Here is a 15712-nt window from a genome sequence, read left to right on the forward strand (position 1 = left end):
ATCACTGATACACAGTCAAGTTCAAGTTCATTGCCAGCTGGGGGCCAGGAATCGGTCTTCCTTCACAGCTTGGACGCTGCGCCGTGCAGGTTCTTGGCTGTCGGGGAGGTCTCGACGGATTTGGGATCGGGGTACGTGCCCAGTACGCGATCGGCAGTTCCCGCGGTGGTGACGGTGAACCAGTAGTGCTCGTTCTTGAAGTGGTGGTTGCGGTGATTGCGCCAAACCGACCGGTAGAGAGCAGTTTTCGGCTTGTAGTCACTGTGGATGAGGAAATGTGTCCACTCGTAACCGAGGCCGAGCACGGAAATGAAGGTCAGGAACGTCAGACCGAGTTCGACGCGGGGAAATGCCAGGAGGGCGACGGCTGTCAGAACGGGAATCACGATCAGGAGCGTCTGCCACGGGATGAAGATGAGTGAGACGGTTCGCGGCGCAAAGTGGTGTTCCCGATGGCTGCGCGCCAGCCGTGAATCGAGTGTGACGCCGGCAATGGTTCGCGGCTTCCAATGGAGAACGAAGACGTGAATGATCCACTCCACGAAGGGGAATGCGGCAAGCATCACGAGCGGAACGAGGGCGTCGGTGATCTGCCAGTTGCCCACTGCGATGCGCGCCGCCGCGGCGGCCAGCAGCATGGTGCCGATCATCCACGGCGTCGGTGACTTGCGGAACGTCCGTGCGGCATCGGCGAGAGTGAGAGGCTTGCTCATGGTTTCAGTCCTTCCAGGAAGGTGAGAGCGTCGCCGATTGCCGTCGTGCCGGTGTGAAGGAGCTGTGCGGCTGACGTCTCGGCAGTTGGCTCGTCGTGTGAAGTGATGGCGGAGGCCAGTTTTCGATACAGGTCGGTCTGGCCGACTTCGCCGACCATGACGGATGCAAGTGCAGTCATAGCCGGCTCGTATGCGGCCCGAAGGCTGTTGAAGATCAAACGGAAGGCAATGGAATCTGCGCTGTCGACGACGACGTCCCAGAACGCCAGAGCGCGGTCTTGCAACTCCACTGGATCTTCGGTGGCGCCTAGTTGATCAACGGCCGTGTCGAGTTCTCGGGCGGATTCCGCGGAGATGCGTCGGGCGGCCAGCACAGCGATCTGCGGTCCCATCAACTCGCGAGTTTCCAGGACGCTGCGCACCACGCTCAGGTCGGGGACGCCGTCGCGCACCAGCAGCTGGGGGAGAAGTTCGGGTCCGGCCTGGCGTCGAAAATCGCGCACCGACGTGGACTCGCCCTGGCGGACCTCGACGAGTCCGGCTTGGGCGAGCTTCTGAATTGCCTCGCGGACTGCGGGCCGCGAGACGCCGAATGCCTCGGCGAGCTTGCGCTCGCTGGGTAGTGCCTCACCCGCAGCCAGCTCTCCGGCCAGCACTTTCACCGAAATCTGGTCAAAGACTGCGCCGGAGGCCGAGGTACGTGCAACGGGTTGAAACATGTACCGACCGTAACGCGCGTATCGGTAAGAGGTCAAGTGGTAATACCAGTTCAACGATTGGCGGCTTGGCGCGAAAGAGATACGTCTTGGCCAAGAGGCTTCACCGTAACGGCGCAGGTGAGAGTAATTTTAGGTAGCCCTAATTCGGATAACCGTCAGGAAACCCATGACATCGCTCCTGTTACCGACTCCAGATACCGATGCAGAGTTCGCTCGCATCACCGCTGTCCACACTTGCTCTCGTCGGATGCAGTAGTGGGGAGGGCGGTGACGGTGCGGACGGCGCAACTCGTACTGTGCAGACGCACTACGGATCCGTGGATGTTCCCGTCGATCCGCAGCGCATCGTCGCCGTCTCATACAACACCCCGTGGCAGTTGCAAGCCGTCGGCGCCCGACCCGTCGCGACGCTCGACTACAGCGCGTACATCGACCAGTTCACCCCGACACAGCAGAAGTTCATCGACGGCTTGTCCACGGTGGGGGTTTTCCTCGAGGTCAACCGCGAAGCCGTCGTGGCTGCCGCGCCTGATCTCATCGTCGGCGATGCGTACGAGATCGACGAGGACATGTTCCGCGAGCTCTCGAAAATTGCTCCGACAGCGGTGTATTCGGGCACGAACCGATCGGATTGGCGCGCTGTCGCCGAGGGTGTCGCAGACGCGGTCAACAAGGGTTCGGCATTGACGTCGAATCGTGAGAAGTATCAGGCGATGCAAGAGCGAATCCGCACCGAATACGCCGCGCAGCTTGGCGAGAATCGTTGGGCCCAGGTTGCTATCGGTGGTTCCGAAGGGCTCTTCTCCATCCTGTATCCAACCGGAGTGACCGGCGCGATGCTCGCCGACCTGAACGTGACCCGCGGCGAATTCATCCCGGACCTGCGCCCAGCCACCGGCTTCGAAGCCTTCCCGCTCGAACAACTCGAAATGCTGCGGGACGTCACCGTCGTCATCTACCCGAAGCAGCCGAACGGAACTGATTCTGCAGGAATGAAATCCGTCTTCGCCAGCCCGCTGTGGAGCCGCATTCCGGCAGCAGCTTCGGGCCGGGTATTCGGAATCAGCACTCAGGTCACCGACTACGGCACTGCAATCAACTGGCTCAACGAACTCGAAACCGGCGCCTTGGAGGCACTTTCATGACATCACTTCTATTGCCCACCGCTGACACCGATGCCGAATTCGCTCGCATCACCGCAGCACTTACCCGACGCGGTTTCCTCGGAGCCGGTGCCTTGGCGGGGATCGGATTGCTCACGGCCTGTGGAACCAGCTCCGGTGAATCGGCCGAGGGTTCGATGCGCACCATCAACACGGCTCTGGGGCAGGTGGAAGTGCCCACCAACCCGCAACGGGTGGTCAGCGCCGATTACTACACGGGCCCCGCGATGTTCGACGCCGGGTTCACACCGGTCGGATTGCCGGTCGACTACGAGAACGCCGACGGCGTCCCGGAACCCTATGCGTCCGCTCTGCGGTCTCTCCCGAAGGTGGGACGCTGGTACGAGCCCAACGCCGAGGCGATAGCGGCTTTGTCTCCCGACCTGATCGTGATGACCAACCTGCTGTCGGAGAACAACCCGGATCTTTACGAGCAGATCCGGTCGATCGCACCGACCGCGGTTTTTGCCGAAGACGGGCAGTACGCATGGAAGGAGCGCGCCTTCGGAGTCGCGGACGCGCTGAACCAGAGCGCGAAGGTTCAAGAGTTGGCAGATCGGTACGAGGCGCGGATCGCCAAGTTCCGCAGCGACAACGCTGATGTGCTGAGCAAGGTTAAGGTCGTCTACACCACGTACTTCGAGGAGAGTGGTTTCTCGCTGTACTCGCCGACCAAGTATCAGACGACGGTCATCAGCGAGGCCGGGTTCCAGTTCAACGACCGCTCACTCGCAATTCCCGCCGGCAGCAACGAGTGGTTCCCGAAGGAGCAGTTGGAGCTACTCGACGAAGCCGACGTCATCATCACCAACAGTGGCAAGGGTCCCATCAACGAGAAGTTGGCGAACGACACCATCTTCCAGCGTCTGCGCGCCGTCAAGAACGATCAGGTGTACTCGTTCGACTACGAAGGCGTCGCGTCTTTCGGTTGGGCCCTGACGTTCCTCGAGCAGTTCCAGCCGATTGCTGAGGAGATCAGAGCCAAGCTCTGATCTCCTCAGCGATCAAGAGGAAGCCGGTGTCACCACATCCAGCCGCGGTTGATGCTGGTCGGTGTATGCCCACGGGCGGATCTTCTCCAGTGCTTTGCCGATCCGGAACACGGTCGGTTCGTCGTACGTATGGCCGACGATCTGGACGCCCGTGGGAACGCCGTTGTGTGCGTGTCCACTGGGCACCGCTAGTACGGGACACCGATTGGCGACGTTGAACGGCAAAGTGAGAAGTGCTTCGGCGGTGGTGTTCACGTGCTGACCCGCCACGGTGAGGCCGTCGAGCAAAGACTCGCCTGCCGGGAAGGCGATGGTGCCCGAAGTCGGGCAGATCAGCGCATCGAAGGGAGCCATCGCCTCGGCGAGCTCTCGTTGCATTTGGGTTTCCTTGCGAAGGCCGTCCAGAAATGACATTTCCGCAGCGCCCTTCGACGTGATCGCGACGTTGTCGAGCGTGTAGTCGGCAAGAAGATCACCGTGGACGCGAGCAACTTCCGCGACGGATGCACCCATGATCGTTCCGAAATGGACTTCCACCGCTGCTGCCATCGAATCACGAGTCCACGGCAACTCGATCTCCTCGACGATCGCGCCGGCATCGACCAACGACTGTGCGAGAGCCCGGGTGTTCGCCTCGATGTCAGGCTCGATGGGGAAGTCACCGAGCCGCAGGCACAGGGCAATTCGCATTCCCTCGACCGACGGGTACTCGTGTGGCAGCGTGATCGCCGGCCTCAGGGAAGAATGGTCACGCGGGTCCGGCCCGATCAGAACGTTGGCCAAGAGAATTGCGTCGTCGACAGTTCGGGCCATCGGACCGTCGCCACGGTAGGAATCCATGGACAGCGGGGCGACCCCGGCGATACGCCCGTACGATGCCTTGAGGCCGACGGTGCCGGTAAAGCCTGCCGGGCCTCGTGTCGACCCGCCGATGTCGGATGCTGTTGCCAGAGTGGTAGTTCCGGCGGCGAGTGCGGCGCCCGCACCTCCGGATGAACCTCCGGGGCTGTAATCGAGGTTCCAGGGATTGCGGGTCACGCCCCACAAAGGAGAGTGTGTGAACGCCGCGACGCAGAATTCCGGTGTCGTCGTGCGTGCGTGAATCAGGCCGCCTGCTGCCAGAACTCGGTCGATCACGGGTGCGTTCTCGCGGGCGATGTTGCCGCGTCCCGCCAGAGAGCCTTCGGTCAGCGACTTTCCGGCAATGGAGTGTTTTTCCTTGGCAGCTACCGGAATTCCCTCCAGCGGCCGCGGGTCGGGTCCTTGGCCGCGATACCGGCTCTCGGCATCCCGGGCGCCTGCGAGTGCCTCGTCGAACATCTCTTCGGTGAAGGCATTGATGTGAGGTTCGAGCTTCTGGGTTCGGTCGATGATTGCCTTTAGCAGTTCGACCGGAGACAATTCCCGCGCGCGAAAGTGAGCAATGGCTTCGGTGGCGCTGAGGTAGTGCAGTTCGTCTGACATGACGTTATCTCCCTGGGACAGTATGTGTGGGAATCACGCGCTCCGCGCAAGGGCTCCCAGCGCGGCCGCGGTCATGGCTGTAACACCTTCGGGTAGGGCCGCGGCGGGATCTGGGGCGAAGCGCGGTGAATGATTGGACGGCGTGCCGGGTGGTATCCGTCCCTCAGCGAGCGCGGCAAGGGCGGTTCCGTCGAAACTTTGAAGTGCCGTTCCGCCGAAATGCCAGAATACGGAGGGGCATTGGGCGGCGGTGCCGAAGATGCCGAAGTCCTCGCTACCCGAAAGTGGTTGTGACAGAGTATGCATTCCCAAGCCGGCCTGTCGCAGGTCGGACATCACCGTGGACGTGGCGTCCGGAGTGTTGACCGTGGCCGGAAAGCCGTTGTACGCATGAACGTCCGGCGCGTCGGTGGCGCCTGCCCCGTCAGCTTCTGCGCGAGCGATCCTGCCCACCGATTCGAGCATGTGATCTCGCGACGACGCACTGAAAGTTCGCAGGCTGAGTAGCAGTTCGGCGTCGTCGGCAATGATGTTCGCAGCTGTGCCGGCGTGCAAGGCTCCCACCGTGAGCACAGGTGCTGTCGGGGTTGCCGCTTCATGAGCGACCAGACTTTGAATGCGCAGCGCGAAAGACGCTGCCATCAACAAAGGGTCGATGCATGCGTACGGTGATGACGCGTGTCCACCACGGCCGTGAAAGACCACTCGTATCGTGTCGGATGCTGCCATCAAGATGTCGGGTTTGCTGACCAACATCCCCGCCGGAGTCGGGCCCACGTGCTGTCCCAGGCAGAGGTCCGGTCGTGGGAAGCGGTCGAAGATTCCGTCGTCGACCATCGCACGCGCGCCGGAGCCGGTCTCCTCAGCAGGCTGGAAGACCGCGACAACAGTCCCGGTGATCGATGTCGGATCCGCGGAAAGTGCTGCGCACGTGGCAAGTAGCGCGGTTACGTGGACATCGTGGCCACACGCATGCATGACTCCATCAGTTCTGGAGGCGTAGGACAGCCCGGTGTCTTCTGCCACCGGCAACGCGTCCATGTCGGCGCGTAGCAGGATCACCGGACCGCTGCTCCCTTCGAGAACACCGACGACACCCGTACCGCCGACCCCGACCGTGACGTCCCAGCCACCGATTCGCCGAAGTTCCTCGGCAACAATTGCGGCGGTGCGAGTTTCGTCGCCGGACAACTCGGGGTGTGCGTGTAGGTCCCGGTAGAGCTCGAACCAGTGCGGCTCGACGGTTCGCAACCGCGACGGGTCTCCGAACTCGAGATTCGAAAGCAGTTGATTCATGGTTGATCTTCTTTCAGTTGGCGGTTTTCAGTTGCACCAGGTTCAGCATCTTTTCCCGGGTTTGTGGTGCTGCCATGACCGCGACGATCGCCACGACAGGCCCGAGCGCGAGAGATACGAACGCCGCTGACCAGGAGAGGTGGTCCACGATGAATCCGAATACCAACGGCGCGACTATTCCGGCGACCATGCCGCCGAAAATGATCATCGACGAGGCTGCTCCGACCACCGACGAAGGCAGGCTACGAAGCGGAAGTGCAAAACACGGCATGAAAGCGAAAGAGGCAGCGGCAGATCCGAGGGTGACGAGAACGACGAACAAGGCCGTGTTGGAGACGAAAGGAATCGAAACGAGCATCACGATGCACGCGAGCATGGACGGCACCACGACGACACGACTGTTGCCAGCCAGTCGATCGGAGATTCGCCCGCCGATGACGGTGGTCACGGCGGCCACCACGGTAGCCGGAATCAGAAGGAGGCTTGCACTCGAGAGGGCGATTCCACGTTCGTCATGGAGGTAGGACGGAACCCACGACGACATCCCCCAGATCACGAAGTCGTATCCGAAGAACATCAAGGCGAAGAGCCACATCGCGCGGGAGCGAAGTACGGTGCGCATGTTGTCCCAGGAGGAATCCGGACCGTGGTCGTTCTCCGCCGGAAGTGCCGGCGGGAGCCACAACTTGATGCTGACGAGCGAGAGTACGCCGAGCGCCGCGACGGCCAGAAACATTCCACGCCAGCCGATCAACGGGAGAAGAGCTGCCGCAACAACGATGGCGAGAAGCGTACCGACGGCGTTGGAACTGTTCATCCATCCTGTGGCAGTGGCACGTTGCTCCGGGATGCTCCGCTCGGCAACGAGCTTTACTGCAGCTGCCGGAAACACGCCCTGCGCGAGACCGAAGAGAAAGCGAACAACCAGAAGCGTCCCGAACGACCAGGCAAGGGCAGTGAGGCCGGTGAAGACACTCCACGCCACCAATCCGATCAGAGCCATCCGGACTGCGCCGTATCGATCGGCGAGCAGTCCACCAGGCAGTTGGGCCAGCGTGTATGCAATGAAGAACGTGGAGATGATCAATCCGCGCTGGGAGTAGTCGAGATCGAACTCCTCACCGAGCAAGGGGAGAGCGAGGTTGATCGCCAGCCGATCTATGTAGTCGATCGCGTACGCGACGAACAGCAACGCGACCGTGACTTTGGTGGAGCGAAGCACTGGGCCTCCAAGTGGTGAACCTGTGAAGTGATTCACACATCTTTGGCAAACAGGCAGGGATCACCGACCAGAATGCAGTAATCCGGCAATACTGGCCTGATGAAGCCGGAATCCGACACATTCGTGATCGCGGAATCTGATCTGGAGATCATCAATGCACTTCAGCTCAACCCCCGCGCGTCGTGGACGCAGTTGTCGTCAGTGCTCGACATGGATTCGACGACGATCGCCCGCCGGTGGCGTCGCCTCGTCTCGAACGGTCATTCGTGGGTCAACGCGGTCGCAATCGGTCGAACCCACATATTCGGCTATCTCCTGATCAGGACCACACAGGATTCCGTTGCCGACGTGGGGGAGCTGTTACGTCAACTCTCCTGTGCCTATCTGTTGGCCAGGACGGAAGGCGAGTACGAGTACTTCGTCGGAGTCGTGGCCGCCGACCACAAGAGTTTGGACGCCTTGGTGTGTGAGCACCTTGCCGCCGATCCTGGAATTCTGTCGATCAGAAGCCGGGTCGGGGTGAAGGTGTACCGGGACGGGTTCAGCTGGGAGCCGGGCGCTCTGGGGCAAGCGGGTCGGGCTCGGCTGGCAACGGCATCGACAAAGGGCGCTGCGGTGCCGGCAGATCCGACAGAGTTCCGCGAGTCCGACGGTGCCCTGTTGGAGGCGCTCGGCCGTGACGGACGTGCCAGCTACGCGCGCCTCGCCGCGATTTGTGGAACGAACGAGACTGCGATTCGACGGCGCTTGGCCCAACTGACTGCGTCGCAACAGTTGATTTTCCGCTGCGATGTCTCGCAACAGGCTGTCGGTTCACCGTTCGAAGTGATCTTCGATGTCGCTGTGGACGGTTCCACCGACGAACTCGGCAATCTTGTGTCGAGTTGGCCGGAGATCAGATTGTTGGTGGCGACTACCGGAACAGCGAACATGTTGATCAGCGTGTGGCTGAGCGGCCTCGCGCAGAGTCTTGTCGTCGAGGATCGACTCCGCCGAATCGGTAGTGTGCGGATCCTCGATCGACGTGTCTCGCTGTACCCGATGAAGCGGTTCGGGCAGCTACTCGGACCGAGCGGAGTGGCGGAAGGTCATGTCCCGGTCGCAATTTGGGGTGCCGGCGACGTTATTCGTTGAGCGTCAGTCGATCGGCGTCCGATTGTCGTCGACGAGGTGTGTAGCGGAGTCGGTCGCACGGGAGCGCTTCCAGATCATCCGTGCCAGCGCACCCAGTACGGACACTGCCAGGACAACGCCACCGCCGATGATGCCGGCCGACGAGTCCGGGAAGATGCCCTCGAGCAGCAGCCAGACACCGAAGACGAAGAACAGCACCGCGGCGCCGATCTTGATGAATCCGTCCGGAAGGTGCTTGCCCAGCACCGAGCCGACGATGATGGCGAGAGCGTCGGCCGCCACCATGCCTACCGTCGACCCGATCCAGACGCCGATCCAGTCGTTGTCAGTCGCAAGGGTGATGGTGGCGAGCATGGTCTTGTCGCCGAGTTCTGCCAGGAAGAAGGCCGAGGCGACGGCGATGAAGGCGGATCGCGTGACGCGACCGGCCTTGTTCTGCTCGTCGTCGGTGAGATCGTCACCGCGCAAGGTCCAGAGGCCGAAGATCAGGAAAGCGATACCGCCGACGATGGAAATCGCCGCGGTGGGGAGGGCGACGCCCAGGTAGTGGCCGACGGCGACCGAGACGAGGTGAACAAGGGTGGTGGCGACGGTGATTCCGCCGAGGACGACCCACCAGCGATAGCGCAAGGCAAACGTCATTGCCATCAGTTGGGACTTGTCACCGAGTTCTGCGACAAAAATGACGCCGAAACTCAAAAGTATTGCGGCAAGCAAGATTTACTCCTCCGGTCGGTGTAGGTCGGAGGAAAAATGCGAGCCTCCGGCCTGGGCAGGCGCAGTGGGTGCGCTTGTCCGGCCGAAGGTCTCGCCCACCGAGGCCACAGGACCTTCGGTTCGCCAGGCCGGGTGCTTCGCGATCCGCACCAGGCGGAGCGCGTCGAACCAGTATGTCGACACGGGCGATTGGGGGCTACTCCCCTTCGTTGCTGCCCACGTTAGCGCGCCTGAAACGAATTGGCAAAGCGCACAGCAAGTTTGGGAGTCCGAACTTATCGCTTACCGGGGCCGTCACGAGGCGAGGAGCATGGCCAAAACAGCGGTGTCGGGATCGCTGATCGGATCGATGCCGACACGACTGATCATGGAGACGACTGTGCCGTCCGGCTCAGCCTCGACCCACGCCGCACGATGCTCCAAACCCAGATAGGGAAGGCCTGGCAGCAGTACGCACCCCGACGCGCTGCCCTCGCATTCCGGCAGGCTGGGCGTGGTTTCCGACGGTGGGTGCAGCATGATCAGCGCCGGTGGCTGATGGTCGGAGAAACGGCCGGGTGTCAAGGCGAAATCGCCGAGTACCGGACCTTCGGCAACCACCAGACCGACGGTGCCCGGCTGCGGATCTTCGGGAACGTCTTCACGGACCCCGAAGACCGTCGTGGTCGGCAACAAACCTGGCATCGAGGCCACGCGGACAGCCAATGCGAGAAGCTGCGCCCACTCCTGGGTGGTGTCCGGCCAACGACCGGAAATGACGAACCCCTGCAAAGACCCAGCGGCTTGGAACGGAGAAATGCCTATTGCTTCGTTTCTGTTCATTTCTGTTCCTCCCTCGGTGCTGGGGCAAATCTCGGGCAGACGCGCATGCGTCGGTCCGGCACACCTCGTTGGGTAATCGAAATATGCACCCATTCGGTACTGGCACACAAGAGAGGGAGAGTGCCAGCCAGGTTTGCGCTGGTGAGGGCGGTGGTATGCGCAGACATGACTCTGTCGAAGAACCGTTCTCGGCTGGAAGACCTGGCAACGCAGGCGTGGATCTTCGGATATCCCCTGTTGATTGCTGCGGTATCGCGGGATGTCATGACGGCGGTGCCTTCGCCGGTGGCGATGAAAGCCCCGCTCAACCAGTTCGCATACGCGCGTACGACGCCGGATGCGACCTTCACCGATGTCGTCTCACCCAACGCGGACACTCTCTACTCGTCGGGGTGGCTGGACGTCTCGACGGAACCGCAGGTGCTCGCACTGCCGGACTTCGGCACGCGGTACTGGCTGGTCCCCATCCTCGACGCGTGGAGCGACGTGTTCACGGTTCCGGGATCTCGGACAGTCGGGCGGACCGGGGGACCGTACCTGGTGGCCGGGCCGAATTGGAAAGGCAACGTGCCCAAGGGTTTGACGCTGCTGCGGTCTCCGACGGCGATGAACTGGATAGTCGCCCGCTACGCGACGTCGGGGGGAACAGACCTGGCAGAAGTGCACAGCCTGCAGGACCGGACGCGACTCACTCCTCTGTCGGAGTGGACGGGTGACCCGCAGGACTACACGCCTGGTGAAATGCCGGTGAACCCTGCCGTCGACACGCGGACGCCGCCGGTGGACCAGGTGGCCGCCATGGACGGCGAGGCATTCTTCACCAGACTCGACGCACTTCTCGACGACAATCCTCCGCGTCCGGAGGACACCGAGATGATGAAACAACTGTCCGACATAGGAATCGGCTCCTCCTTGCCCTGGAGGTCGCGTCCGCAGGAGGTACGTGATGCCCTCGATAGAGCTGCGCGAACCGGTATGGACGTGCTGAGCGAGATCGCCGAAGAGGCCGAGGGCAGTCCGAAGAACGGCTGGACGATGCACCGCGGCTTGGGGCACTACGGAACCCATTACGCTCAGCGGGCTCTGATCGTCTGGCTCGGTTTCGGGGCCAATCTCGACGCTGATGCCGTGTACCCGCATGCCACGACGGACGTCGACGGGAAGCCGCTGACCGGGGCGAAGAAGTACGTCCTGCACTTCGAGAAGGACGAGCTGCCACCGGTCGAGGGCTTCTGGTCGCTCACGATGATGAACGAGCGGCAGTTCTTCGTGGACAACCCGATCGACCGATACGCGATTGGCGATCGAAGCGATCTGGTGTTTGCCGACGACGGTTCCCTTGACATCTATCTCCAGCACGAATCCCCTGGTGGTGAGAAGGAGCGGAACTGGCTGCCGGCTCCGTCCGGCGACTTCAACGTCTTTCTGCGCCTGTACTGGCCGAAGGCGGCAGTGCTGTCGGGATCGTGGACTGCGCCCGGTATTCGAGAAGCAAGTATTCGAGAAGCAGGCTGAAAGTCCCCTCGCTTCGTACCCGAAGAGCACAACTCGGTATCAGCCGCGCGTTTCGATGGGCGGAAAGGTCACAAGAGTCATACGATCTGTCGGTATTGCCCTGTTTGAAGAGCTGTTGAATCGGTCAGAGACACCCGCTTGTTTCGGAGGCTACTGATGGTCACGCAGAATCCGTTCGTGCAGTACGGCAAAGAGATCTGGTGGATGATCCTGATCCGCGGAATCTTCGGCGTGATCTTCGGAATCATCGCGCTCGTGTGGCCGGGAATTACCGTGGTGGCCTTGGTTTTCCTGTTCGGTATCTACTCCATCGCCGACGGTTTGATCACGATAGTTCGCGCCATCCGGGACCGCGAGCATCTGAGCTCGTGGGGTTGGTGGGTGTTCACGGGCGTCGTCTCGGTCGGAGCCGGCATCGTCGCGCTGGTCTGGCCGGGCATCACTGCGCTGGTGCTGCTGTACATAATTGCCTTCTACGCCATCATGTTCGGAATCTTCGGAATTGTCGGCGCCTTCAAGATGAAGGCGCTGCCCGGATCCAGTTGGGGATGGTTGCTCGCCGCATCGGTGCTTGCTGTCATCTTCGGCATCATTCTTCTCATCGCGCCCGGCGAAGGCATCATCAGCCTCATCTGGTTGTTGGGTTGGTACGCAATCCTGTTCGGCCTCTTCATGATCGTGGGAGCATTCCAGATCAGGAGCCGGGCAAAGGAAGCCGGTGTTCTCTAAGCCGGTGTTCTCTAAGAAGGGAAAGCCGGCCGTCGAGGCTCCCACTCCGATCCCCACGCTGTCCGGTAGCGAGAACTGGTCGATCCCGCGCGGTTTGATCGTCCTGCTCGGTATTGCCGCCACCGTGGTCGCCGTCGGCGGAATGAAGGTGTTCGGCGGCATCCTCGGACCGGTATTCCTGGCCCTGGTGCTGACGATTGCCGTTCAGCCCATTCAGGATTGGTCACAGCGCCGAGGGTGGCCCAAGTGGGTCGGGATGCTCGGCTCACTGGTCACCGTGTACTTGATCCTGCTCGGGTTGGCGGCGTCGTTGATCGTGTCGACGGCTCAGTTGGCGACGATCCTGCCGCAGTACTCCGAGGAGATGACCAACCTCCTCAACGAGGGCCGCGACAAGTTGGCCGACTTCGGAGTGAGTACCGAACAGATCCAAAGCACGCTCAGCAGTGTCGATCTCACGAAGGTTGTGGGCGTACTCGAAAGCGGGCTGGAGGGCCTGCTCGGCATCCTGTCGGATCTGGTGTTCATTCTCGCGTTGTTGCTGTTCATGGCCTTCGACGGCATGAGCATCCGCTCGCGGTTGCATGTGCTGTCCGAGCAACGTCCCGAAATCTCCTACGCGCTCTCCACCTTTGCCGCCGGAACTCGCAAATACCTGGTGGTCTCGACGGTCTTCGGCCTCATCGTGGCGGTACTCGACGGTGGCGCGCTGTGGCTCATGGGCATTCAGCTGCCCGTCCTGTGGGCGTTGCTGTCCTTCATCACCAACTACATCCCCAACATCGGGTTCGTCATCGGCGTGATTCCACCGGCGCTCCTGGGACTGTTGCAGGGCGGGCCGTGGCTGATGCTGTGGGTGATCGTCGTCTACTCCGTCATCAACTTCGTGATCCAGTCCATCATCCAACCCAAGTTCGTCGGCGACGCCGTCGGACTGTCGGTGACGATGACGTTCCTCTCACTTGTCTTCTGGTCGTGGGTTCTCGGGGCGCTCGGAGCGCTGCTGGCGATCCCGCTCTCGTTGTTGGTGAAGGCCGTCCTGCTCGACATCGACCCAGCCACGCGCTGGGCCGACATCCTGATCAGTGGCCCTCGGGACATGCCGAAGGAGGAACCCGAGGAGTCTGAGAAGCCGGCGACGCCCGCAGGCTAGGGCTCTCAGTGTTTCTACAAGTTGTTGCTTTATCGTCTCGCCCATGAGCGCCGAGAACACCACAGAAAACTCCCATCGCCGGCCGTCACGACTCGGTCGACGGCTGGCAGTCGGTGGTGTGGCCGCGATCGTCGCGGCTGCGGTGGCGGGGATCGGGTTCGTGATCTTCGCGGGCGGTGCCGACACCTCGAACACCGTCGCGATCGTGAACGCCGACGCGGGAACCACGCTCGACGGCAAGGAACTTCGGGCCGGCGACACGCTGGTGGACACGTTGGGCAAGAACGAAGACTTCGACTTCCAGGTGGTCGACAACCCCGGCGGGAACTACTTCGCGACGTTGACCGTGCCGGAGGACTTCAGCGAAACCGTCGCGTCGATGTTCGGCATGGATCCACGGCAGGCGAGCGTCGACCTCGAGGTGAAGGGCTCGGATTCGGAGAAGTCGGCCGAGTTGACTCGGGCCGTGTCGGCGCAGGTCGGCGCGGACGGCATCAAGGGCCTGCTGGCTCAGACGTCGGCCGCCAGACGCTCGATCGATCAAAACCTCACCACCGCACAGATTCTGGTCGCCGGAACCAACGAGGCCGGAAAGTCCATCGATCAGGTGAAAGCAGGCGCAGGCACTCTGCTGCCGTACCTCGAGACCGCACGGTCCGGGGCGTTGGAGCTGATGAGCGTCGCGGATCAGGTGTCCGGTGTTGTCGATCAGGCGTCGGGGTCGGCGGAAGAGCTGGCCACGCGCGCGGACTCACTGGGCCTGACGCTTGGGGAGGCGTCGTCCTCGACCGCGGAACTGAAGACACGAATCGACACGCTGCAGACTGCGCTGAACGGCCTTCCGATCCCGCCTGACGTGACAACGCAACTGGCCGGTGTGAGTTCGGATCTCGGTGCGCTGAATGCGCAACTGGGCACCGTTCCGGCGCTGTTGGGTGGCTCGGTCGGGCCCGATACGGAGCTCGGTGATCTAGTCCGCACCGCTGTCGGGCAGCTGCAAGGCGCGAGCGATCAACTGAGCAGTGCTGCCGGACAATTGAACGACGGCCTCATTCCCATCGCTGATCAGGCGCCGCAGATGCTCGGTGACGTGACCGATCAGATCACCCAGGGATTCACGACGCTGCAAGGAATCGCCAAGTCACTGGTCACGGGCCTCGACGGCGCAAAATCCGGTATTCCCGCGATGACCACCCCGCAGCAGGTTCAGCTGACCTCGGTGCTGTCGGATCCGGTGGCCGTGAATCAGACCACCGCGGGCAGCGGTGACTCCGGAACTCGCACACTGGCATTGGTCTTCGGAGCCACGACGGTCCTGCTCGGTGGTGCTCTGCTGACACGAACGGCGGCGCCCCTGGTGAGGCGCCGCCGTTCGCAAGAAGAGCGTGACTAGACGATCAGACCTGCGGTCTGGGTACGTGCACGGTCGAAGCGAGCCGAAACGTCGTTCCAGTTGACGATGTTCCAGAATGCCTTGACGTAGTCGCCCTTGACGTTCTGGTAGTCGAGGTAGAAAGCGTGCTCCCACATGTCGAGGAGCAGCAGCGGCGTGAGGCCGATGGAGATGTTGCCCTGCTGATCGTAGAGCTGGACGATGATCAGACGCTGTCCGATCGAGTCCCACGCGAGGATGGACCAGCCGGAGCCCTGGATGGCGTTGGCGTTCGCGGAGAAGTGAGCGCGGAAGAGATCGAACGAACCGAAGTTGTCGTCGATCGCTGCGGCGAGTTCACCTTCGGGCTTGTCGCCACCGTCAGCGCTGAGGTTGTTCCAGAAAACGGTGTGGTTGGTGTGGCCACCGAGGTGGAACGCCAGGTTCTTCTCGAGCAGGTTGGCCTGCGCTGCGATGGTGTCGTTCTCACGAGCCTCGGCCAGCTTCTCGAGTGCAGCGTTGGCACCGGCAACGTAAGCCGCGTGGTGCTTGTCGTGATGCAGCTCCATGATCTTGCCCGAGATGTGCGGCTCGAGGGCTGCGTAGTCGTAGGGGAGTTCCGGCAGCGTGTAAACAGACACGAGGGTCCCTTCTTTGCGGGCTGGTGAGCCCTGGTGCTTTAGAGTGCGTCGATCACCGGT

At 62.0% G+C, this 15712-nt stretch carries 15 protein-coding genes; 7 read left to right on the top strand and 8 right to left on the bottom strand.

Annotated elements, in window-relative coordinates:
- Positions 1-62: 62 nt before the first annotated feature.
- Together M0639_RS00730 and M0639_RS00735 are read right to left on the bottom strand one after the other, a co-directional pair.
- Positions 63-713: a sterol desaturase family protein gene (locus M0639_RS00730; protein ID WP_003944185.1), complete on the bottom strand. Its 651-nt coding sequence runs from the start codon at positions 711-713 to the stop codon at positions 63-65.
- Positions 710-1432 (bottom strand): FadR/GntR family transcriptional regulator, encoded by a 723-nt coding sequence (locus tag M0639_RS00735; protein WP_064073610.1) that lies wholly within the window; start codon positions 1430-1432, stop codon positions 710-712. Before M0639_RS00735 ends, M0639_RS00730 begins: the two co-directional genes overlap by 4 nt.
- Before the next feature lie 200 nt (positions 1433-1632).
- On the opposite strand from M0639_RS00735, the gene M0639_RS00740 reads away from it, so the two are divergent.
- Both M0639_RS00740 and M0639_RS00745 read left to right on the top strand, forming a co-directional pair.
- The gene (locus M0639_RS00740) at positions 1633-2577 is read left to right on the top strand and encodes an ABC transporter substrate-binding protein (protein WP_064073609.1); all 945 of its coding nucleotides are present in this window, start codon (positions 1633-1635) and stop codon (positions 2575-2577) included.
- Positions 2574-3587, top strand: a complete 1014-nt coding sequence (locus tag M0639_RS00745; protein ID WP_054831752.1) for an ABC transporter substrate-binding protein — start codon at positions 2574-2576, stop codon at positions 3585-3587. Before M0639_RS00740 ends, M0639_RS00745 begins: the two co-directional genes overlap by 4 nt.
- Positions 3588-3599: 12 nt before the next feature.
- On the opposite strand, the gene M0639_RS00750 is transcribed toward M0639_RS00745, so the two are convergent.
- From M0639_RS00750 to M0639_RS00760, 3 genes are read right to left on the bottom strand one after another with little or no spacing between them, the layout of a single operon-like run.
- A complete protein-coding gene (locus tag M0639_RS00750; protein ID WP_064073608.1) occupies positions 3600-5051 on the bottom strand; it encodes an amidase in 1452 nt (483 codons plus the stop codon).
- A gap of 33 nt (positions 5052-5084) precedes the next feature.
- Complete coding sequence (locus M0639_RS00755) at positions 5085-6347, bottom strand: amidohydrolase (RefSeq protein ID WP_042920611.1); 1263 nt, start codon at positions 6345-6347, stop codon at positions 5085-5087.
- Between the two features lie 13 nt (positions 6348-6360).
- The gene (locus M0639_RS00760; RefSeq protein WP_030535848.1) at positions 6361-7569 is read right to left on the bottom strand and encodes an MFS transporter; all 1209 of its coding nucleotides are present in this window, start codon (positions 7567-7569) and stop codon (positions 6361-6363) included.
- A gap of 99 nt (positions 7570-7668) precedes the next feature.
- On the opposite strand from M0639_RS00760, the gene M0639_RS00765 reads away from it, so the two are divergent.
- Positions 7669-8703: an Lrp/AsnC family transcriptional regulator gene (locus M0639_RS00765; protein WP_064073607.1), complete on the top strand. Its 1035-nt coding sequence runs from the start codon at positions 7669-7671 to the stop codon at positions 8701-8703.
- Positions 8704-8706: 3 nt separating this feature from the next.
- Here M0639_RS00765 and M0639_RS00770 read toward each other — a convergent pair whose 3' ends face one another.
- Together M0639_RS00770 and M0639_RS00775 are read right to left on the bottom strand one after the other, a co-directional pair.
- Positions 8707-9420 (bottom strand): TMEM165/GDT1 family protein, encoded by a 714-nt coding sequence (locus tag M0639_RS00770; RefSeq protein WP_058227350.1) that lies wholly within the window; start codon positions 9418-9420, stop codon positions 8707-8709.
- Positions 9421-9714: 294 nt separating this feature from the next.
- Positions 9715-10242 (bottom strand): hypothetical protein, encoded by a 528-nt coding sequence (locus M0639_RS00775; RefSeq protein WP_003944138.1) that lies wholly within the window; start codon positions 10240-10242, stop codon positions 9715-9717.
- Between the two features lie 165 nt (positions 10243-10407).
- On the opposite strand from M0639_RS00775, the gene M0639_RS00780 reads away from it, so the two are divergent.
- From M0639_RS00780 to M0639_RS00795, 4 genes are all read left to right on the top strand, one after another.
- Positions 10408-11757: a DUF1254 domain-containing protein gene (locus M0639_RS00780; RefSeq protein ID WP_064073606.1), complete on the top strand. Its 1350-nt coding sequence runs from the start codon at positions 10408-10410 to the stop codon at positions 11755-11757.
- Positions 11758-11913: 156 nt separating this feature from the next.
- On the top strand, positions 11914-12486 hold the full coding sequence (locus M0639_RS00785) for an HdeD family acid-resistance protein (RefSeq protein WP_003944155.1): 573 nt from the start codon (positions 11914-11916) through the stop codon (positions 12484-12486).
- 4 nt (positions 12487-12490) lie between these two features.
- Positions 12491-13639, top strand: a complete 1149-nt coding sequence (locus tag M0639_RS00790; protein WP_042453218.1) for an AI-2E family transporter — start codon at positions 12491-12493, stop codon at positions 13637-13639.
- A gap of 43 nt (positions 13640-13682) precedes the next feature.
- Positions 13683-15032, top strand: a complete 1350-nt coding sequence (locus M0639_RS00795) for a YhgE/Pip domain-containing protein (protein ID WP_064073605.1) — start codon at positions 13683-13685, stop codon at positions 15030-15032.
- Here the strand turns inward: M0639_RS00795 and M0639_RS00800 are convergent.
- Positions 15029-15652, bottom strand: a complete 624-nt coding sequence (locus tag M0639_RS00800) for a superoxide dismutase (RefSeq protein WP_003944189.1) — start codon at positions 15650-15652, stop codon at positions 15029-15031. The genes M0639_RS00795 and M0639_RS00800 overlap by 4 nt on opposite strands.
- Between the last annotated feature and the right edge of the window lie 60 nt (positions 15653-15712).

Origin of the sequence: Rhodococcus qingshengii JCM 15477, from assembly GCF_023221595.1 — a bacterium.
GTDB lineage: Bacteria > Actinomycetota > Actinomycetes > Mycobacteriales > Mycobacteriaceae > Rhodococcus_F > Rhodococcus_F qingshengii.